The sequence below is a fragment of the Streptomyces sp. NPDC056169 genome (assembly GCF_042268445.1).
In the GTDB taxonomy this organism is placed as follows: Bacteria; Actinomycetota; Actinomycetes; order Streptomycetales; family Streptomycetaceae; genus Streptomyces.
In genome coordinates this window covers 494,233-513,998 of record NZ_JBHJUO010000001.1, presented here as the reverse complement: position 1 = coordinate 513,998, position 19,766 = coordinate 494,233, and the positions used below count along the sequence as shown (strand labels likewise).

The 19,766-nt window shown below is 71.4% G+C and carries 15 protein-coding genes; 2 read left to right on the top strand and 13 right to left on the bottom strand.

All coding sequences use genetic code 11. From position 1 onward, the window contains the following. Positions 1-3 precede the first annotated feature (3 nt). From metK to ACFC0G_RS02255, 10 genes are all read right to left on the bottom strand, one after another. Positions 4-1,212 (bottom strand): methionine adenosyltransferase, encoded by a 1,209-nt coding sequence (metK, locus tag ACFC0G_RS02300; protein ID WP_376395790.1) that lies wholly within the window; start codon positions 1,210-1,212, stop codon positions 4-6. Continuing rightward, entirely contained in the window at positions 1,209-1,460 is a 252-nt protein-coding gene (locus ACFC0G_RS02295) for an acyl carrier protein (RefSeq protein ID WP_024758814.1), read from the bottom strand. The genes metK and ACFC0G_RS02295 overlap by 4 nt, the downstream gene beginning before the upstream one ends. 12 nt (positions 1,461-1,472) lie before the next feature. Next, positions 1,473-1,934 carry a holo-ACP synthase gene (gene acpS, locus ACFC0G_RS02290; RefSeq protein ID WP_376395786.1) on the bottom strand — a complete coding sequence of 154 codons (462 nt, stop codon included), beginning with the start codon at positions 1,932-1,934 and terminating at the stop codon, positions 1,473-1,475. A gap of 58 nt (positions 1,935-1,992) precedes the next feature. Then, complete coding sequence (locus ACFC0G_RS02285; RefSeq protein WP_376395783.1) at positions 1,993-2,961, bottom strand: hypothetical protein; 969 nt, start codon at positions 2,959-2,961, stop codon at positions 1,993-1,995. Positions 2,962-3,001: 40 nt separating this feature from the next. Further along, positions 3,002-3,895: a diiron oxygenase gene (locus ACFC0G_RS02280; protein ID WP_376395780.1), complete on the bottom strand. Its 894-nt coding sequence runs from the start codon at positions 3,893-3,895 to the stop codon at positions 3,002-3,004. Positions 3,896-4,076: 181 nt separating this feature from the next. Further along, positions 4,077-5,120, bottom strand: a complete 1,044-nt coding sequence (locus tag ACFC0G_RS02275; RefSeq protein WP_376395777.1) for a class I SAM-dependent methyltransferase — start codon at positions 5,118-5,120, stop codon at positions 4,077-4,079. After that, positions 5,117-5,980 (bottom strand): class I SAM-dependent methyltransferase, encoded by an 864-nt coding sequence (locus ACFC0G_RS02270; protein ID WP_376395774.1) that lies wholly within the window; start codon positions 5,978-5,980, stop codon positions 5,117-5,119. The genes ACFC0G_RS02275 and ACFC0G_RS02270 overlap by 4 nt, the downstream gene beginning before the upstream one ends. A gap of 75 nt (positions 5,981-6,055) precedes the next feature. After that, positions 6,056-6,595: a MaoC family dehydratase gene (locus ACFC0G_RS02265; RefSeq protein ID WP_376395771.1), complete on the bottom strand. Its 540-nt coding sequence runs from the start codon at positions 6,593-6,595 to the stop codon at positions 6,056-6,058. Between the two features lie 121 nt (positions 6,596-6,716). Then, complete coding sequence (locus ACFC0G_RS02260) at positions 6,717-7,898, bottom strand: trans-sulfuration enzyme family protein (protein WP_376395768.1); 1,182 nt, start codon at positions 7,896-7,898, stop codon at positions 6,717-6,719. Between the two features lie 99 nt (positions 7,899-7,997). After that, a complete protein-coding gene (locus ACFC0G_RS02255; RefSeq protein ID WP_376395765.1) occupies positions 7,998-9,434 on the bottom strand; it encodes an MFS transporter in 1,437 nt (478 codons plus the stop codon). A gap of 145 nt (positions 9,435-9,579) precedes the next feature. Between ACFC0G_RS02255 and ACFC0G_RS02250 the strand changes: the two genes are divergently transcribed. Further along, positions 9,580-10,254, top strand: coding sequence for a hypothetical protein (locus ACFC0G_RS02250; protein ID WP_376395763.1), 675 nt, complete (start codon positions 9,580-9,582; stop codon positions 10,252-10,254). A gap of 101 nt (positions 10,255-10,355) precedes the next feature. After that, complete coding sequence (locus tag ACFC0G_RS02245; RefSeq protein WP_376395760.1) at positions 10,356-11,108, top strand: hypothetical protein; 753 nt, start codon at positions 10,356-10,358, stop codon at positions 11,106-11,108. A 75-nt stretch (positions 11,109-11,183) separates the two neighbouring features. On the opposite strand, the gene ACFC0G_RS02240 is transcribed toward ACFC0G_RS02245, so the two are convergent. The 3 genes from ACFC0G_RS02240 to ACFC0G_RS02230 form a co-directional block, all read right to left on the bottom strand. After that, complete coding sequence (locus ACFC0G_RS02240; RefSeq protein WP_376395757.1) at positions 11,184-11,591, bottom strand: hypothetical protein; 408 nt, start codon at positions 11,589-11,591, stop codon at positions 11,184-11,186. Between the two features lie 19 nt (positions 11,592-11,610). Continuing rightward, the gene (locus tag ACFC0G_RS02235; RefSeq protein ID WP_376395754.1) at positions 11,611-19,011 is read right to left on the bottom strand and encodes a polymorphic toxin type 27 domain-containing protein; all 7,401 of its coding nucleotides are present in this window, start codon (positions 19,009-19,011) and stop codon (positions 11,611-11,613) included. Positions 19,012-19,455: 444 nt separating this feature from the next. After that, positions 19,456-19,728 carry a hypothetical protein gene (locus tag ACFC0G_RS02230; RefSeq protein WP_125752832.1) on the bottom strand — a complete coding sequence of 91 codons (273 nt, stop codon included), beginning with the start codon at positions 19,726-19,728 and terminating at the stop codon, positions 19,456-19,458. Between the last annotated feature and the right edge of the window lie 38 nt (positions 19,729-19,766).

Here is a 19,766-nt window from a genome sequence, read left to right as displayed (position 1 = left end):
GGACTACGCCTCCACTGCCTTCTTGAGGGCCTCCACGCGGTCCGTGCGCTCCCAGGTGAACTCCGGGAGCTCGCGGCCGAAGTGGCCGTAGGCCGCCGTCTCCGCGTAGATCGGCCGCTTGAGGTCCAGGTCGCGGATGATCGCGGCCGGCCGCAGGTCGAAGACCTCGCTGACGGCCTCCTGGATCCGCTCGTCCGGGAGGGTGCCGGTGCCGAAGGTCTCCACGAAGAGGCCGACGGGCTCCGCCTTGCCGATCGCGTACGCGACCTGCACCTCGCAGCGGCGGGCGAGACCGGCCGCGACGACGTTCTTCGCGACCCAGCGCATCGCGTACGCCGCCGAGCGGTCCACCTTCGACGGGTCCTTGCCGGAGAAGGCGCCGCCGCCGTGCCGGGCCATCCCGCCGTACGTGTCGATGATGATCTTCCGGCCGGTGAGTCCGGCGTCGCCCATCGGGCCGCCGACCTCGAAGCGCCCGGTCGGGTTGACCAGGAGCCGGTAGCCGTCGGACTCCAGGCTGACGCCCTCCTCGACGAGCTCCTTGAGGACGTGCTCGACGACGTACTCGCGGACGTCCGGGGTGAGGAGGCCCTCGACGGAGATGTCGGCGGCGTGCTGCGAGGACACGACCACCGTGTCGAGGCGGACCGGGCGGTACCCGTCGTACTCGATGGTGACCTGCGTCTTGCCGTCGGGCCGCAGGTACGGCACGGTGCCGTTCTTGCGGACCTCGGTCAGCCGGCGCGCCAGGCGGTGGGCCAGCGCGATCGGCAGCGGCATCAGCTCGGTGGTGTCGTCGCAGGCGTAGCCGAACATCAGGCCCTGGTCGCCGGCGCCCTGGGCGTCGAGCTCGTCGCCCGCACCCTCGACCCGGGACTCGTAGGCCGTGTCGACGCCCTGCGCGATGTCCGGCGACTGGGCGCCGATGGACACCGAGACGCCGCAGGAGGCGCCGTCGAAGCCCTTCGCGGAGGAGTCGTAGCCGATGTCGAGGACGGCCTCGCGCACCAGCTTCGCTATCGGCGCGTACGCCGTGGTGGTGACCTCGCCGGCGATGTGCACCTGACCCGTGGTGATCAGGGTCTCGACCGCGACGCGCGAGGACGGGTCCTCGGTGAGCAGCGCGTCGAGAATGGTGTCGCTGATCCGGTCGGCGATCTTGTCGGGGTGTCCCTCGGTCACGGACTCCGAGGTGAAGAGGCGGCGGCTCATGCCTGGACCTCCGCCGGGGCCTTGAAGAAGTGCTGCTCGATGGCGCCGAGGGTGCGGATCGACTCGACTTCGAGGGTCTCCATCTGGATGGAGGTGCCGCTCTCCTGCTCCAGGAGGAAGACGAACTCGACGAAGGACAGCGAGTCGATGAGCCGGTTCTCGATCAGGTCGAGGTCGGAGGCGATGTCGTCGCGCTCGGGGTGACGGTCGAGGATCCAGTTCTTCACCGTCTGCAGGCCGTCGGCCATGGTTGATCTCCTTTAGCTGGTACCAGCTGCTGCTGTTGGACTGGATACGGAAGGGGTGGGGGCGATGACCGGGGTGGGGGCTATGACCGGGGTGGGGGCGATGACCGGGGCGGCCGTGATGATCGGGGCGGCCACCGCCACCGCGTAGTCCACGTCGTGGCTGATGGACACGGTGATCTCGGTGATCCCGGACTCGGCGGCCATCTCGGCGGCGGCCCGGTGGAGCTCCACGAGCGGCCAGCCGCCCTCGGAGCGCCGTACGACGATGTCCGGCCAGGGCAGGAACCTGCCCCTGACCCGTAAGGTCTTGAAGGCCGCTTCCTTGGCCGCGATCCGCCCGCACAGGCTCAGGACGTCGAGCCCGGAGGACGTACGGCAGTCGGCGAGCTCGCCGGGGGTGAGCATCCGCTCGAAGAACGTCTCGCCGTACTGGGCGAGGAGCCTGCGGACACGGTTGACGGACACGATGTCCATGCCGAGGTTCGCCCACCCCAGGCCGCCCGCCGGCGGGGCTGCGGGACGGGCCGGCACGTCAGATCACCGGCCCGGCCGCGCCACTCGCATCGGCCCGCAGGCGGGCGTTCGCGTCGAGCACCGCCTGGGTGGCGGACTCCCAGCTGCCGTGGCGCCGGGTCAGTGCGGACAGCCATCGCTCCAGGCCGAAGGCGACGCAGCTGGTGAAGGCCGCTCCGCCGGTCGACTCCAGGGTGATGTCGCACCGGTCGCCGAAGAAGTTCCGGTGCGTGTTGACCGAGGCGATCGCCAGGTCCTCGTACAGGAACTCGTACTTCACCGGGGTGAGCCGCTGGAGGAGCGCCTTGGAGCCGCCCTTGTCGAAGAACGGGTCGCAGGCGGCCTCCTTGCGGAGCGGCAGGTCGAGCGCCGTCGCGAAGGCCTGGATGCGGGCGGTGAAGTCGGCGAGGTGCGTCTCGGCGTGCTCGCGCGCGCCGATGGCGACGATCTCCCGCATGCGGAAGCCGAGTTGGCGCCGCATGCCCTCGTAGTGGGTCTCCTTGCGGAAGCACCAGGAGCAGATCGTCACGAGGGTGTCGTCCGCGACCTGGGTGCCCTGGTGGTCGAGGTAGACGGCGTAGCAGGACGCCGAGGGCAGTCCGAGCGCGGCCGGTTCGAGGGCGTCGCTCGGGAAGCAGCCGGTGTCCGCGGAGAAGGGCGTGGTCGCGCGGCGCTCCAGGTCGAGCGGGGCGGCGACGACGGCCTGGTGCGGGAAGTTGTCGTAGTAGTCCAGCTTGGCCAGGTCGGCGGCCGGCAGGAGCGGGGGCATGGTCATCGGGCGGGCGCCCGCGGCCGTTCCCCAGCCTTCGAAGGTGTCGTCGAGGAGCCGCAGGAGGCGGGTCCCCTCCGGGCCGAGCGAGGGCAGGCCCCGGGTTGTGCCCGGGCGGGCGGGCTGCGGCTCGCGCTGCGGATCGGCCGGGGTTTCCCCGACGGTGGTTTCCCCGACTGTCTCGGGGGCCCCGGCTTGCGCGGGGGTCGTCACGGTCATGATCTCTTCACCTCTCGGGTGGGAGGTCTCGCGGGTGTGCTCAGACGACGGGCAGGACGTCGTCGGAGAAGATCCCGGTCTTCAGGAAGAAGGAGAGCGGCTTGCGGATGGCCTTGCGCTCGTGCGGGCGGCGACGCTCGTCGGCGACCAGCGAGTTGCGCAGGGCCAGCGGGTCCGGGATGCCGGCGTCGCGGTAGACGTGCGGGTTGTAGAGGGAGTTGGTGCTGTAGACGACGTACCGCTTGAGGTACGCCTCGACCTCCCGGACCCGTTCGGCGCCGACCGACTGGCACATCCGGCTGTAGAGGAGCGAGACCAGTTCACGGCCGAAGGCGATGTGGCGGGACTCGTCCTGGTGGTGGATGCGGTTGACCTCGCGGATGGTGTGGCAGAGGGAGTCGTCCTTCGCCATCCGGGAGTTGTAGTGGTCGACCAGCTCCTCGAAGAACAGGATGCGGGTGAAGACCAGGAAGTTCTCGACCTCGGGCTCCCAGGCCGCGTCGGCGCGCATCGCGGTGGAGCCGTAGATCTTGTGGCCGTAGCGGCGGCAGAACTCGGAGAAGAACCACATGTGTTCGTTCTCCTCACCGATGAAGTGGTGGAAGAAGTCCGAGGGAACCTCGAAGCCCGGCATGTGGATGCGGCCGACGACCTCGATGAGGAGCTCGCGGATGCCGTGCACGTTCAGGCTGTAGAAGTTGATGGACTCCCACTTCGACAGGCGCTGAAGCGTTTCCTCACCGAGGGTGTCGTAGTGCTCGGTGCCGTAGACGGTGAGCAGCTCCGGCGTCATCCAGAAACGGTTCTCCTCCAGCGTCTCGGGCCACTGGAAGGTCTGGTACGGGTTGTAGTAGTCCTCGACGGAGCGCTCGCTGAGCCGCTCCAGGACTTCCATGAACCGGTCGGTGACCGGCAGGGGGGCGGTAGTGCCCATGGGGGTGCTCCTCTTCTTTTCGGGGCTCGGTTCGCCTCCGGGGGCCTTGAGTCGGGCTCACGCGTCCGTACGTGCTCGCTCCCTCGTTCCTCGGGAACTGCGCGCGCTCGGACGCGTTCCCCCGACGGCCCCCTTCGGCTCACTCGCCCTCAGGCGCCGGGGGGTGCGGGGCCATGGGGCTTCAGGGCCGGACTTCGTAGACGGCGTTGACCGCGGTCTCCGTGGCGCGGCGCCAGCGGGTGAAGCCGGCCTCCTCCGCGATGCCCCGGAAGGCCTTCTCGCCGGAGTGGTTGCCGAGGGCGTGCGGGCCGCGCTGCGCGACCGCGACGGGCAGGCACATCACGGCCGACAGGGCCATGAACATGCGGGCGGCGGGGGTCTGCGTGTCGATGTCCTGCGGCGACACGTTCGACTCGACGAGCATCCAGGTGCCGTCCGCGTCCAGGGACTTGTGGACGTGCTGGGCGGCGGCGACCGGGTCGCCCATGTCGTGGAGGGCGTTGAAGAAGCACACCAGGTCGTAGCCGGACCCCGGGTAGTCGTCGGCCGAGGCGACCTCGAAGACGACCCGGTCGGAGAGGCCGGCCTCCTCGGCGAGCTCCCGGGCGATCGAGATGGCCTCTTCGGAGTAGTCGAAGCCGTGGACGGTGGCCTGCGGGAACGCCTTGGCGATGAGGAGCGTGGTGTGGCCGACGCCGCAGCCGACGTCCGCGACGGTGCCGCCGGCGGCGAGCTTGTCGGTGACCTCGTGCAGGGCGGGCAGCCAGTCCGGGACGAGCTTGTGCTCGTACGTGGGCTGGAAGAAGGAGCCCATGCCGGTGTCGAGGGCCGCGTCGTGCTCGGCCCAGCCGACGCCGTCACCGGTGCGGTACGCCTCGACCAGCAGGTCCTCGGTGGCGTACAGCGCCTTCAGGGCGGTGAAGAACCCGGCGGCGTACGTGACGGCCGTCGGGTCGGCGAGGACCTCGACGTGGTCGGCGGGGAGCGTGTACGTGAGCGAGCTCGGGTGCCGCTCGACGTACCCGGCGGAGAGCTGGGCGTGCAGCCACTCCTCGACGTACCGCTCGTTCGTGCCGGTCGTCTCCGCCAGCCGCGCTGCGGTGAGCGGGCCCTGCTCGGCCAGCGCCTTGTACAGGCCGAGGCGCTCGCCGAGGGCGACGGTCAGACCGCGGACGGCCGCACCGGCGTCGGTGATGACCCGTTGGTGGAAGTCGTGGGCGCTCATGCCGCCTTCTCCTCGCTGTGGGTGGGCAGGTCGCCGGTCGCACCGGGCAGGTCGCAGGTGAAGAGGAACGACCTCGGTACGCCGGGGAGGGCGCGCGGCGCGACCTGGTAGGGCCAGCGCTCGAAGTCGGCGCCCTCCTCGCCGGGCTGCCTGACCTCCCGTACGGCCCAGCCGCACTCGTCGAGCAGCGCCTCGGGCTCCTCGGTGCCGAAGAGCCACGGATTGCCGTCGTCCTTCAGGGCCTGGAGGAAGGTGCGGGCCAGCGGGTTGACCAGGGCCGCCCGGGAGATGACGTCGCCGAGCAGCACGGAGCCGGGCGCGGCGTGCGCGGAGAGCGTCGAGATGAGGGTGCGCACGGCCTGCTCGGGGAGGAAGAACAGCAGGCCCTCGACGACCCAGAGGACGGGCTCCTCGCTCTTCCAGCCCGCCTCCTTCAGGGGGCCGGTCCAGTCCTGGGTGAGGTCGACCGGGACGGTGATCCGGGTGCGGCCGGCGGGCTGCGGCTCGTCCGCGAGCATCTCGGCCTTGGCGGCGAGGAGCGCGGGGCGGTCGAGCTCGTAGACGGTGACGCCGTCCGGCCAGGGCAGCCGGAAGAAGCGGGTGTCCATGCCGGCGGCGAGGAAGACGACCTGGCGGATGCCCCGCTCCTCCACCGCCTTGACTATGGCCCGGTCGAGGTAGGTGGTGCGGATGGCGAGGAACGGCACGATGCCGCCCCCGTCGTAGCGCTTGAGCAGTTCGAAGCCGATCCGGTCGGCGACGGTGCGCGCGTAGGGATCGGCGAACAGCCGGTCCTCGCGCTCGGTCTCCAGGGCGCGCGCGGCGGCGGTCCACTGGGCGGTGCGGGATACGGCCTCCACAGGAGGTCCCCCTTCACTCGGTTGATGAACGGTGTACGGACGGCCGTGTTCAGGGGCCCGCCGAAGGACGGTTCGTCAGGCGCTCATGGCCGGGACACAGGTCTTGGCCGGTCGCACACAGGCGACGGGGTCCTCGGCCGCGGGCATCGACGACAGATGGTCGGCCTCGGAGTCGGCGGGGCGCCGGCGGAAGATGCTGTGCAGGATCATGCTGAACACGGCCGTCCCGTCGGGGGCCACGAGCGTGCACCGCGGCTTGACGGTGCCGGTGGCGCGGTTGAACGGCGACGGGGTGGAGCCGAGGATCTCGACGCGCGCGGTGAGGACGTCGCCCGGGCGGACGGGCCGCAGATAGCGGACCTCGTCGATGCCGGGCGAGCCCATACAGGCGCTGTAGGCGAGCAGGCCGTCCACGTACCGCCGCATGAACATCGACTGCGTGTGGAAGCCGCTCGCGATCAGTCCGCCGAACTGCGAACGCTCCGCGAGCTCGGGATCCGTGTGGAAGGGCTGCGGGTCGAAGCGCCTGCCGAACTCCAGCACCTCCTCCGCCGTGACGGTGACGGTGCCCAGCTCGTGGACGTCGCCGGGCCGGAAGTCCTCGAAGTAGCGCATCGCGCGCCCCCCTTGACCTAGGAGTGGTCTTTCCCTGGCGACATCCAATCTACGAATCATTCATTTATTTTGTCAACCCAAAAGAAGGACCCGAGAGGGGCTGAAAAGGAACGGACTCCCGTCAGCCGAGGGCCTGTTCGACGTCGGACCAGAGGTCCTCGACGTCCTCGATGCCGACGGACATCCGCACCAGGCCCGCGCCGATCCCCGCCGCGTCCAGCGCCGCCGCGTCCAGCTCGCGGTGGGAGGTGGAGGCGGGGTGCGTCACGAGCGTCTCCACGCCGCCGAGGGAGAGCGCGAGCTTCGCCACCCGTACGCGCTCGACGAAGGCCCGGCCCGCCGGCCGGCCGCCGGCCAGCTCGAAGGAGAGCAGCCCGCCGCCGCCCGAGAGGACCTTGCGGGCGTTCTCCCGCGAGGGGTGGTCCGCGAGCCACGGGTAGTGCACGGCCGTGACGTCGCCGCGGGCCTCGGCCCGCTCGGAGAGCGCCGTGGCGAGCGAGACGGCGTTGGCGCAGTGCTCGCGCATCCGCAGTGGCAGGGTGGGTATCCCGCGCAGGGTCAGCCAGGCGGCGAACGGGTCGGCGCAGGCGCCGAGTTCGACGGTGCGGGGCCACACGCGGTGCCGCAGCTCGTCGTCCGCGAAGACGGCGACGCCGCCGAGGACGTCGGAGTGCCCGGAGAGGTACTTGGTCGTCGAGTGGACGACGATGTCGGCGCCCAGCTCCAGGGGGCGGCACAGCACGGGCGAGGCGAGCGAGTTGTCGACGAGGCTCGTCACGCCCGTCGCGCGGGCGACGGCGAGCAGCCCCGGCAGGTCGGGGACCTGGCCGGTGGGGTTGGCGATGGTCTCCAGGACGAGGAGCCGGGTGGCGGGGTGGACGGCCGCCGCCTCCAGTTCGGCCGGGTCGTCGCCGGATATCCGGACGACCTCGATCCCGTACCGCTCGGCCAGGTCGGCGAGGACGGAGTGGGTGCCCCCGTACAGGCAGCGCTGGGCCACCACCCGGTCGCCGGGCCGCAGGAGCGCGAGCAGGACGCCGCTGACGGCCCCCATGCCGGAGGCGAAGGCGATGGCCCCGGCGCCGCCCTCCAGACCGGCGAGGGTCTGCTCCAGGGCCCGTACGGTCGGATTGCCGCGGCGGCTGTAGACGTACCGCCCGTCGGGTCCGGCCATCGCCTCGGCGAGCTCGACGGCGGAGTCGAAGGCGAAGGCGGAGGACTGGACGAGGGGCACCGAGAGCGGCCAACTGCCACTGGGGAAGGGTTCGTTGAAGACGTGCACGGCACGGGTGTTCAGTTCCACGGCTTTCCTTTCCGGATACGGGAAAGGGGCCGCCCGACGTCCGGTGACGGACATCGGGCGGCCCCTGGGTGCGACACGCGATGTGACGCGCCCGGCGGATCAGGCGGAGACCTTCTCGTCCTGCGGGGCGGGCGCGGCGGCCTCGGCGGCCACGGCCTTGTCGCTCTTCATGACGAGGAGGGTGATCACACCGCCGACCGCGGCGATGATCGCGGCGCCGATGAAGGCGGACGAGAACCCGTCCGTGAGGGCGGGCAGGTTGCCGAGCTGGTCGGCGCCCTGGGACATGGCGACGGCGGTCAGCGCGGCGAGGCCGAGCGCGGAGCCGACGTTGTAGGTGGTGTTGACGATGCCGGAGGCGAGACCGGCCTGCTCCTGCGGGGCACCGGACATCGAGGCGATCATCGCCGGGATGTAGGCGAGGGACATGCCGAGCGCGGCGACGAGCGAGGCCGGCAGGACGTCGACGAGGAAGGTGCCGGTCGGCGGGACGGCCGCGAGCCAGACCAGACCGGCCGCGAGGACGAGCAGACCGATGCCGATAAGCGGCTTGGCCCCGAACTTCATCATGAGCCGGGCGGTGATGGCCGTCATGAAGATCATGAGGAGCACGGTCATCGGGAGCAACGCGGCACCGGAGGCGAAGGCGCCGTAGCCCAGGACCTGCTGGAGGTACAGGTTGAGGAAGTACCACATCGGGATCCAGGCGGCTCCGAGCAGCGTCATCGCCAGGTTGGCCGAGCCGAGGCGCGGGACCCGCCAGACGCTGAGCGGCATGAGCGGCTCGCGGATGCTCTTCTGGATGACGAAGAAGAGGATCAACAGGGCAGCGGCGCCGACCAGTTCGAGAATCGTGGCGGTGGCGCCCCAGCCGACCTCGGGGGCGCGGACGACGGCGAAGACGGCGAGCGCGAGACCGGCGGTGACGGCGACGGCGCCGAGGACGTCGACGGAACCGCGGCGGGACGCGACGTTCGGGAGGAGCTTGGTCGCGGCGAGGGTCGCGAGACCGATCGGGATGTAGATGATGAAGACCCACTGCCAGGCGGCCCACTCGGTGAAGACACCGCCGAGGAAGACGCCCGCGGTGCCACCGGCGGGAGCCGCGGCGCCGTAGAGCGCCATGGCCTTGCCGAGCTCCTTCGGGTCGTGCATGAAGAGCATCATCAGGAGGGTCATCGCGGCGGGCGCGATGAGCGCGCCGCCGACGCCCTGGACGGCGCGGCCCGCGATCTCGACCCAGGCGGTCTGCGCGGCCGCGGCGAGGATCGAGCCGGCGATCATGACGGCCCAGCCGGTGACGAAGATCTTGCGGGCCCCGACGAGGTCGGAGAGGCGTCCGCCGAGGAGCAGCAGGCCGCCGAAGACGATGACGTAGGCGTTGAAGACCCACTGGAGCTCGCCCTGCGTGAAGCCCAGGTCCTTCTGCATCTCGGGGAGCGCGACCCCGATGATCGAGGTGTCCATGATGACCATGAACTGAGCGGCGGCGAGCACGACAAGTGCCCACCAGCGCCGGGGATTGACGGTTGACATTGCCCTGACCCTTCACTCGCTGCTGCATACCCCAGGGGGGTACCTTCGCGGAGCACCGTAGCATACCCATGGGGGGTATGTAAGAGTGAGGTGAGGGCGGACCGGACTCCCCCACTCCGAGGTCGGCGCCGGGCAGAATGCCCCCATGACCGCCGAGGAACACCCCGAGCTGCTCCAGCGCTGGAACGCCACCCTGCGCGCCGCCCGGTCCGGCCACGAGGGCCCGGACCCCGCCCCGTACGGCCGGAACCTGCTCGCCCGCTGGGCCGAGCCGCAGCGCCGCTACCACACGGTCGACCACCTGCGGGCGGTCCTCGACCGCATCGACGAACTCGCCGACCAGGGCGGGGAGGGCGGCGAGCTGGAACTCGTCCGCCTGGCCGCCTGGTTCCACGACGCGGTCTACCGGCCGGACCGCTCCGAGAACGAGGAGCGCTCGGCCGCGCTGGCCGAACGGGCCCTGACCGAGGCGGGCCTGACGGTGCATGAGGTGCGGGAGGTGGCCCGGCTCGTCCGTCTGACCGCCTCCCACGACCCCGACGGGGGCGACCTGAACGGCGAGACCCTCTGCGACGCGGACCTCGCGATCCTCGCCACCGCCCCCGATACCTACAGGGGGTATACGGCGGCGGTCCGCGAGGAGTACGCCTTCGTCCCCGAGGACGCCTTCCGGGCGGGCCGCGCGGCCGTCCTCCGCCAGCTCCTCTCCCTCCCCCGCCTCTTCCACACGCCGTACGGCGCGGCGGTGTGGGAGGAGAAGGCGCGGGAGAACATGGAAAGGGAACTCAAAGAACTCACGGACATTTCCGACGCGGGCTGAGCACCGGCTGATTCGACGTCAAAACGTAATGAGCGGGCCCCTCTACCGTCGGTAAGATCATTCCGCTCATTCTTCGTCAGCGAGAGATGCCAGGAAAGTCCATGAAACTGCGCAGGGCCCTCCCTATTGCCGCCGTCATACCGGCCCTTCTCGCGATGTCCGCGTGCAGTGGCGAATCGTCGGATTCCGACGGCAAGAATCCGAAGGCGAGCGCGAGCGCAAGCGCCGGCGCGAAAGGCAAGCAGAGCCCCGAGGAGAAAGAGGCCGCCGAGGCGAAGCGCCTCGGGGCGCTCGACGGAAAGGCCCTCGAAAAGGCCGCCATCACCGGGAAGACCGCGGGCTTCGACGCCAAGAAGATCGCCAAGGCGGAGGTCGAGGCCGGCCGCGGCATGGAGGCCGACAAGAAGGCCTGCCAGCCGCTCGCCAGCCTCATCGGCGGCTTCACGCACATCCCCGCCGTGAGCACGGTGCACCGCTCCCTCCAGCCCGGCGAGGCCACCAACGCGACCGTCGGCTCCATGTGGCTCGCCTCGCATTCCGAGGACAACGCCACCCGGGTCATGAAGGAACTCCGCACCGCCGTCGCCGACTGCCCCAAGGGCTTCAAGACCCTGGGCCTCACGTACGGCAAGGTCGAGAGCCTCCCGGCGCCGAAGCTCGGCGACGAGGCCGTCGGCTACCGGATCACCGGCGACATCGGCAAGCAGAAGGTGCCCATGACGTACACGGTCGTCCGCAGCGGCGGCGTCGTCGCGGCGTTCTACGGCGTGAACATGCTGGACCAGAAGAAGGCCGCGATCCCGGAGCCGGTGATCACGGCCCAGCTGAAGCGGCTCGCGGACGCGACGGGCTGACACGCACGCCGCGGAAACGGAGAGGGGCCGTCCCCGGTGCATCCGCACCGGGGACGGCCCCCTTCTTCTTGACGGTCAGCCGACATTCCCCGATTCCGCCGGGAACTCCGGCGGCCAGGGCCCGTCGTACAACGACTCCCGCTCACCCATCAGCTCGTACTCCGCCTCCCGCCAGTTCGGCTGGGAGCCGACGACGAAGCTTTCGCCGTCCGGATCCAGCATCCAGGTGTAGGCGGCGTCCTCCGCCGGAATGCCGTGCCGTTCGCTGAGCACGCCGAACTCGGCGGCGGACGCGCGCCGAATGTGGAGTCCGTTCCGGTAGAAGGGCTTGAGGAACATCAGTTCCACATGCCCGAAGGAGACCTCGACCTTCGTCGTGGTCCCGTCCACCAGTGTGGCCTCACTGGCCAGGAAGAGCACGCGGTGCGAGGGGAGGAACGCGACGACTCTGAAGAGCCGCCCCTCCCGGATGAAATCTGTCATGCCCACCATCTTCTTCTGGCTAGTCCACGGGCGTTCCGTTGGCGTACGTCAACTTCGTCGGGAACACCCGCTCGAACACCGGCTTGCCGGTCGCGTCGAGCACCGGCTTGCCGGCATCGTCGAGCTTGATCATGTACCACTTGATGGACGCCCACTTGCGGTACTCCATCCGGAGGGCCGCACGGACCTTGACCATCTCCCATGCGGTTCCCCAGCCGGACTTCCGGATGAGCTCCCAGTCACTGTTCGGGATCGTGTCCCCTCGCTGCAGAAGCAGGGTCAGCGCCTCGTCGGCGCTCTTGGCACCGGCGACACCGTCCAGGGTCACGGAGAGCTCCACGTTGGGGTTGACCACCGCTCGCTCCACACCCACCGTCCAGATGGGGCGCTCCCCCATCCCCATGGCTGCCGGGAGGTTGGCCCCGAACGCCTTGTTGTTGAACGTCTCCGCGCCGACGGCCCTGGCCAGATCGTCCGAGTGGGGGTTCACCCCGAGGGCGATGTGATCGCCGTCCTTCACCAGACCGCTGAGGATCTTGGTGCATTCCTTGACGACGTCGTCGTCGGCCGCCGCGACGGAGAACGCCGCGAGCTTGAAGGTCCCGGTGTTCGCCGCCTCGCACGCGTCGCCGAGCTTCCGGAGAAGGCGGCTGATGATGCCCTGGACGGCGGCCTCGGTCAGACCGATGGTGCGGAGCGCCCGATAGGCGTCGATGAACCCGATGCCCGTCTTCATGGCGGCGTCCAGCGCCATCACGCCGGCCTTCGCCGACCGGAAGATCACGCCGCCGACGAACCAGCTCGCCGCCCAGGCGCAGTCGCCCCAGCTGCCGCCGGAGACACCCGGCGTGAGCAGCTTGGCGCAGCCGATGAAGTCGCCGAGCAGGATCTCGACCGGATCGATGCCCGAGTTGAACTCGGCCATCGTCAGCGTGGTGGTGAGGGTCTTCGTCTCGGCCTTCGTCACCTCGGGGCCGAGGTAGTAGGTCTCGGCGGCCGGGCAGCTGCCCGCGTCCGTGTACGACTCCCACGACACCATGCACATGTACACGTCGACGTGCGACTTGTACGTGACGTCGGACGTGATCTTGCAGTCCCCGAAGTGCACGATCGGGTTGCAGTTGTCCTTCTTGACGTTCTTCGGCTCACCGATGTACTCGATGTGGTCGAGGACCGCCCACACGTCGCTGATGCCGGTGGTGACACCCTGCGAGATCTGCTCGCTGCTGCCGCCCCTCTCCGTGCGGTCGGCGGCGGCCTGGGCCTCCTCCGCCGCGTCCCTGGCACCGGCCGCGGCCGTCTCGGCCGCCGTCGCGTCCTCCTCCGCCTTGGTGGCGGTGGCGCGGGCGCTGGCCGCGTCCTCCTCGGCCTTGGTGGCCACGGCACGGGCGTTGGCGGCGTCCTTCTCCGCCTCGGTCGCCGCCGCGTCCGCCGCGTTGGCGTCGGCCTGCGCGTCCATCGCCGCCGACGACGCCGCCAGGGCGTCCTCGCCGGCCGCCATGGCGTAGCCGTCGGCACGACCCGCCGCCGCCTGGGCGTCCTTGGAGTCCTTCGCGGCCTGGGTGGCCGACGCCTGGGCCCGCTGGTACGCCTTGGCCGCGCGCGAGGCGTCGGCCGCCGCTGCCGCGGAGGCCTGCGCCGCGAGCTTCATGTCCGCGGCCGCCTGCGCGGCCAGGGCCTGCGCCTCGGCGGAGAACCCTTCGGCCTGGTTCGCCGTGGCCGCCGCTGCGGCGGCCTGCTGCTGTGCGATCGTCAGGGACTGCTGGCCGGTCAGGACCGCGAACGCGGCAGAGCTGTCGACCTCCTGGAACGGGCCGCCGAGCGAGATCGCCTCGTTCGCCGGCTTGTTCACCGCGGCCGCGGAGTCACGGGCCGCGAGCGAGGACTGCACGGCCGCGAGGGCCTTGCCCGCCGTCGTCGCCGCCCAGGCAGCGGTCTGCAGCGCCTCACTGCGCGCGGCAGCCGCCTCCGTCTTGGCGACCTTGGCCGCCGCGGAGGCCTTCTCCGACTGCTCCTTGGCGCCCTTGGCGTCGGCCGCCGCCGCCTCGGAGGCGTCGATGGCGTCGGCCGCGGCCGCGTGTGCCGCTGCGGCGGAACCGGCCGCGACCATGTAGGACGACCAGGCGCTGTCGGCCGCCGCCTTGGCACGGGACGCGGAGCCCTGCGCCTTGGTGGCCGCCTCGCGGGCGTTGGTGGCGGCGGCCGTGGCCGCGTTCGCCGACGCACGCGCGTTGGTGGCCGCCGTGGTCGCCGTGTTCGCGGCGGCCCGGGCCTCGGTCGCGGCGGCCCGGGAGCCCTCGGCCGCGTCCGTACCCTCGTCGGCGGCGGCGTCGGCCTCCATGGCCGCCGCCTTCGCGTTCAGCGAGTCCCGCCGTTGCTCGGCCTCCAGGGCGTTGTCGCGGGCGGCGACCGCGTCGCGCTCCGCCTGCTCGGCGACGGCCCGCTTGGAGGAGGCCGTGGATCCCGCCGCCTCGGCGGAGACCCTGGCGTCGGACGCGATCCGGCCCTGGGCGACGGCGTCGGCCTCGTGGCCGGCCGCCTTGTCCCGCTCGCTCTCGGCAGTGGCCCGGTAGGCCGCCGCGTTGGCGCGCTCCAGTTCGGCGACGGCGCGCTGCTGCTGGGCGTTCGCCGCGGCCTTCCGGGCGTCCTCCTCCTCCGCGAGCGCGGTCTCCTTGGCCTTCTTGGCCTTCTCCGCGTTCGCCGCGGCCGAGGCCGCGTACGCGTCGGCGCTGTCCGCGGCGGCCTTCGCCTGGGCGGCGGCCTCCTGCGCGGCGATCCGGCGGAACTCGGTGTTCACCGCGTGCGCCTCGGTCTGCGCCAGGGCGAGGAGCGCCTCCGACGTCGACACGGTGGCGTTCGCCGCGTTCAGCGCCGTCTCCGTCGCCTTGGCGGCAGCCGTGGCAGCCGCGCCGGAGGCACGGGCGACCTGGACCGACTGCTGGGCGTACATCAGGCCACGACCACGCGGGACCTCGGAGGCGTCCGCGATGGCCCAGGCCTGCTGCTGGCCGGTCACCGCGCGCTGCGCGGCGGCGGTGGCCAGGGTGGCCTGCTCCTTGGCCTTGGTGACCAGCGCCTGGACCTTGCCCCGGGCGTTCGCCAGGTCCGTCTTCGCCTTGTCGAAGAGGGCCTGCTTCGGCTTGAGGATGTGGTTCGGGTCGGCTTCGAGCTTGTCGTGCCAGTACTTCTGCCAGCGCAGGATCTGGTCGGCGCGCCACGCCTGGCCGATGGCCTCGATCATGGTGGCGGTGGCGGTGCGGGTCGCGGCGGCGGCGTCGGCCTCCGCCTGCATGATGACGGCGCGCGGGGCGGCCTGCCCGGCGTACTCCGTCTCCCACTCGGCCGAGGCCTGCGAGACGGCCTCGCTGAGGGCGTTGCGCGGGTCGACCGGGTCCGCGTGGTTGCACGAGGCCCAGGCCTGCTTGAGGTTCTCGACCTCGACGCGGAACTCGGGCGTGCCTTCGGCGATCTTCTTGGCGGGGAAGCCGCCGTGCCGCAGGTAGATCGCGATGTCGGCGGCGGTGGTGCCGCCGAAGAAGCGGGTGTTGTCGACGTTGGAGTCCCGCAGCATGAACTCGGCCGCGAAGTCGTGCCAGTCGTCCTTGCCGCGGTTCTGCTCGGTGATCTGCCGGGCCTTGTTGATCGCCTCGGGGCTCGCGTTGGTGTGCGCGTCCCAGCCGATGCGGCCGGCCAGCTTCGCCTGCGTGGCGTAGGTGTAGGCGCTGATGTCGGCGCCGAACTCCGGTGCGTGCAGCGTGATCCCGTCGTCGAACGAGCTCATCGCGTACGGCCGGTTGGCGTCCTCCAGGATCGCCTTCTGGGCCGCGAAGGCGTCCAGGTAGGCGTAACCCGCCTCGCGGTCCTGGTCGTTGGCCTGCCCCAGGGGCATGAACCCGATCCAGCCGCGCTCGCCGATGACGGCTTCCAGGCCGTCGTTTCCGCCGGTCAGGCCCTGGATGGCCATGGCCTTCGTCTTGGCGCCGCCCACGTGCAGGGCGACTCCCGCGAGGCACCGGTTGAGGCGCGGGGTGGAGCGGACGTCACGGATGACGGCGGCCAGGTCGTTGAGCCGGCGCAGGGCGTTGTCGGCGTCGTTGAAGATCGTCCGCATGCCGTCGGCGACCTTCTCGATCGCCTGGGCGAGCGCGGGCATGCGGCCCACGATCGCGGACGACGAGGCGATGTCGACGAGCGCCCAGAGGCAGTCCTCGACGTCGTAACCGGCCAGGCACTCCTTGACCTTCGCCGGGTCGAGCTGCTCGAAGAGGATCTGCCCGCCGTTCGCGGTCGCCCACTCGACGACGTTCACGGAGACGGCCGCGAGGCCCTTCCGGTAGTCGTCGACACAGGTCTGACCGCAGGCGTCAAGGAGGATCTTCTCCTCGCGCTCACCCAGCGCGGGCCAGTTGGAGGCGCCGCCCTTGATGGGCGTGGTGCCCTCGTCCAGGGCCTCCTGGTGCGCGGCCTCGTTCTTCTCGCGCTGCTCCTGCTCGGCCTTCTTCGCGGCCTCCTCGGCGGCCGAGCTGTCGCCCGCCGCGTCGGTCGCCTTGTCCTCGGCGTCCTTGGCGTCCTTCTCCGACTCGGCCGCCTTGCGCGCGGCCTCCTCGGCGGCCTCGGAAGACCGGCCGGCCTTCTCGTTCGCCTCGGCGGCGTGCCGCTCGGCGTCGGTCGCCTCGCGCTCGGCCTCGGTGGCGGCGTTGCTCGCGCCGTCCGCGGTGAGGCGGGCGGAGGCGGCGTCGTCACCGGCCTGCTCGGCGTGGCCCGCGGCGGCGTCGGACGCGGTCTTCGCGCCCGTCTGGGCCTCGGTGGCCTCGACGGCGGCGGCCTGGGCGCGGGTGACGGCCTCGACGGCACGCGCCGAATCGCTCGCCGCACGGGCGGCGGCCTCGGCGGCGAGCTTCGCGTCACCCGTGGCCTGCGCCGCGGTCTGCTGCGCGGACTCGGCGGCGGCAGCGGCGGCGGTGGCCTTGGCCGCTGCTGCCGCCGCCTGCTGCTCGGCGATCGACTTCGACGACTGACCGATCAGCACGGCGAACGCGGCCGCGCTGTCCTTCTCCTGGTACGGCGTACCGATCGAGACGGCGTCACCGGCGGCGGCGACCGCGGCCGTGGCGCTGTCGCGGGCGGCGAGCGCGGCCTGACCGGCGGCGTAGGCGCGGCCCACGACGGTGCCGGCCGACTTCACCGCCTCAGCGGCGCTGGTCCCGGCGGCGACCGACTCCTCCTGGGCCTTCTTGGCCAGCTCGGTCGCGTTCTCCGAAGCCGTCGCCGCGTTGTCCGCGCGGATCGCGGCGTCCTGCGACGCGTCGAGCGCGGTGGCCGCGGCGACGTGCGCGGTGGAAGCCGCGTCGAGGGAGCCTCGGTACGCCGACCACGCGCTGGTCGCGTTGGCCTGGGCGCGCTCGGCGGCGCCCTCCGCCGTGGTCGCGGCGGTGCGCGCGCCGACGGCGGCCGTGGTGGCCTGGTCGGCGGCGGTCTGGGCGGCGGTCGCGGCCTGGACGGCCTGGTTCGCGGCCGTACGGGCCGTGGTGGCGGCGGCGCGGGTCTCGGCGGCGGCCGCGGTGCCCTCGGCGGCGGTGGCGGCGGCTTCGAGGGCGGCGGCGCGGGCGGCGGTGGCCTGCTTCGCCCGGACGGCCTCGATCGCCTTCTCGCGCGCGGTCTGGGCGGCCTTCGCCTTCTCGTCGGCGAGCTTCCGCTTCGCCGTGGCAGTCGTGGTCGCCGTTTCCGCAGCCGTGTCTGCGGTCCTCGCCGTCGTCTGCTGACCGGCGGCACGGTCCTCGGCCTCCTTGGCCTTGGCGCGCTCGGTGGCGGCCTTGGCCCGGGAGGCGACGGCGGTGGCCTGCTCGGCCTGCGCCTTCGCCCGCTCGGAAGCGGCGGTGGTCGCGGCGGTCTTCGCCTTGTCACGCTTCTGCTCGGCCGTCGTCCGGGCGGCCTTCGCCGTGTTCGCGCTCTCCGTCGCGGCCGTGGCGTTCGCCTCGGCACTGTCCGCAGCGGCCTTCGCCTGCGCGGCGGCCTCCTCGGCGGCGACCCGGCGGAACTCCGTGTTGATCGCGCGCGACTCCGTCTGCGCCTTCGCGAGCAGCGCGTCGCTGGTGGCGACCGTCGCGTTCGCGGCGTTCAGCGCGGTCTCGGTCGCCTTCGCGGCGGCCGTGGCGGCAGCGGCGGAGGCACGGGTGACCTGCACCGACTGCTGCGCGTACATCAGACCCCGGCCGCGCGGCACGTGGGCCGTGTCGGCGACGGCCCACGCCTCCTGCTGCGCCGTCGTCGCCTTCTGCGCCGCGGCGGCGGCCTTGGCCGCCTGCGCCTTCGCCGAGGTGACGAGGGCGGCGACGTCGGTACGGACCTGCGCCAGGTCGGCCGTGGCCTTGTCGAAGAACGCCTGGTCGGGCTCATCGCTGAAGTAGCCGGGATGCTGGGCGATCCTGTCGCGCCAGAACTTCTGCCAGGTCAGGATCTGGTCGATGCGCCACGCCTGGCCGATGGCCTGGACCATCTGGTCGGTGGCCTCGCGGGCCGCCAACGAGGCCTCGGCCTCGGCCTTGATGATCGTGGCACGCTGGGTCGCCTGCCCGGCGTACTCCTGTTCCCACTCGACCATCGCGTTCATGACGGGCTCGTTGAGCGTGCGCCGCGGGTCGACCGGGTTCTGCCAGTCACAGGCGGCCCAGGCCTGCTTGAGGTCCTCGACCTCCACGCGGTAGGCCGGGGAGTCCTTGGCGGGGGCCTCCTTCGCGAAGCCACCGCGCCGCAGGTAGGACGCGATGTCGCTGGAGGTCGTACCGCCGAAGTAGTCCCAACTGACCTCGCTGTCCCGCAGCATGGAGTCCGCGAACCAGTCGTGCCAGTCGTCCTTGCCGCGGTTCTCCTCCATGACGGCCTTGGCGCGGGCGACGGCCTCGGGGCTGGCCTTGCTGTGCTCGTCCTTGCCGAGGCGCCAGGCGAGCTGCGTCTGGGCGACGAGCGCGAAGCGGGTGACGTCCTCGCCGAAACTCGGCGCGTGCCACTCCATGTCGTCGCTGGCCCATGCCGACTCGCGGTAGGGCTTGTTGGCGTCGTCGAGGGCGGTGGTGCGATCCCTGTTCAGGGCGGAGTAGACGCCGGACGCGTCCTCGTCGGCGTCGGCGGCCTGACCGAGGGGGCCGTAGCCGATCCAGGCGCGGTCGCCGACGGTGTCGCGGAGCTGCTGTTCGGTGCCGGTCAGGCCCTCGATGGCCTTGGCCTTCATCAGGGGGCCGCCGACGTGCAGCGCCACTCCGGTCAGGCAGCGGTCGAGCCGCCGGTCCTGGCCGATGGTGTTGCGGTTGTAACCGGTGTCCTCTTCGGGCGCGGTATCGGCCGCGGCGGGCACGGCCTGGACGAGGCCGGTCAGTACGGCCGAGGCGGTGACGAGGGCCACCACGCCGGTGGCTCTGGCCACGGCGGACCGTAGACGACGCCGGCGTCTGCCGGCGTCTCTGAGCAATGACATGTTCTGCCTGACAATCTCTCGATCGTTCGGCAGCATCCCAACATGGGCATGACAGACGGCGGCTCGCCGACCGGGCAGGATCCCCCTGGATACGGCAACTACCGGCGCGCTCGTCTCCCCCACGAGCTGGCGCTGCCGCTTACCCGGCGACCATGTCACGCACGGTTCCGCGCGGGAAGATCAAATAATCTTCACCAATGGCGCACCGAACCCCACGGGCGGACAAAGCGCGCCACCTTTTGATCATGTTGTTACCCGCCGTAAAGCACCTCTTGGGACGGCGCCCGGACGCGCGAACGCCCGGCCGGGAAGGTCCCGGCCGGGCGCTGCCGTGCGATGGATCAGTGCGATGGATCCAAGTGGCGGATCAGTGCAGCGGATCAGTGCAGCGGATCAGTCACCGAGGAACTGGAGGTATCCACTTCTCCGGTAGACCCACAGCGTGCTCTCCCTCAGTCGCCGGAGGACGGGCGTTCGCCGCTCCTCCGGGAGTTCATCGAACTCCCGGAGAAGCTGCTCCGCCTGCTTGGAGTTGAAGAGCGTCTCGCCGTAGCCACTCACTCCCCAGCGGACAGCCGTCTCCGGCGCCTCGATGCAGAAGTGGAGCATGCTCTCCTCTTCGTCGTCCTCGAACCGGGACTGGATGTCCTGCGCCAGGTCGAGCACTCGGACCCCAAGACGGCCCATTTCTCGTTCCCTCCTCG

Bases quoted from the DNA above. Each gene is read 5' to 3' on its own strand.
- metK (WP_376395790.1), bottom strand. From the start codon at position 1,212: ATGAGCCGCCGCCTCTTCACCTCGGAGTCCGTGACCGAGGGACACCCC.
- ACFC0G_RS02295 (WP_024758814.1), bottom strand. From the start codon at position 1,460: ATGGCCGACGGCCTGCAGACGGTGAAGAACTGGATCCTCGACCGTCAC.
- acpS (WP_376395786.1), bottom strand. From the start codon at position 1,934: ATGGACATCGTGTCCGTCAACCGTGTCCGCAGGCTCCTCGCCCAGTAC.
- ACFC0G_RS02285 (WP_376395783.1), bottom strand. From the start codon at position 2,961: ATGACCGTGACGACCCCCGCGCAAGCCGGGGCCCCCGAGACAGTCGGG.
- ACFC0G_RS02280 (WP_376395780.1), bottom strand. From the start codon at position 3,895: ATGGGCACTACCGCCCCCCTGCCGGTCACCGACCGGTTCATGGAAGTC.
- ACFC0G_RS02275 (WP_376395777.1), bottom strand. From the start codon at position 5,120: ATGAGCGCCCACGACTTCCACCAACGGGTCATCACCGACGCCGGTGCG.
- ACFC0G_RS02265 (WP_376395771.1), bottom strand. From the start codon at position 6,595: ATGCGCTACTTCGAGGACTTCCGGCCCGGCGACGTCCACGAGCTGGGC.
- ACFC0G_RS02255 (WP_376395765.1), bottom strand. From the start codon at position 9,434: ATGTCAACCGTCAATCCCCGGCGCTGGTGGGCACTTGTCGTGCTCGCC.
- ACFC0G_RS02250 (WP_376395763.1), top strand. From the start codon at position 9,580: ATGACCGCCGAGGAACACCCCGAGCTGCTCCAGCGCTGGAACGCCACC.
- ACFC0G_RS02245 (WP_376395760.1), top strand. From the start codon at position 10,356: ATGAAACTGCGCAGGGCCCTCCCTATTGCCGCCGTCATACCGGCCCTT.
- ACFC0G_RS02240 (WP_376395757.1), bottom strand. From the start codon at position 11,591: ATGACAGATTTCATCCGGGAGGGGCGGCTCTTCAGAGTCGTCGCGTTC.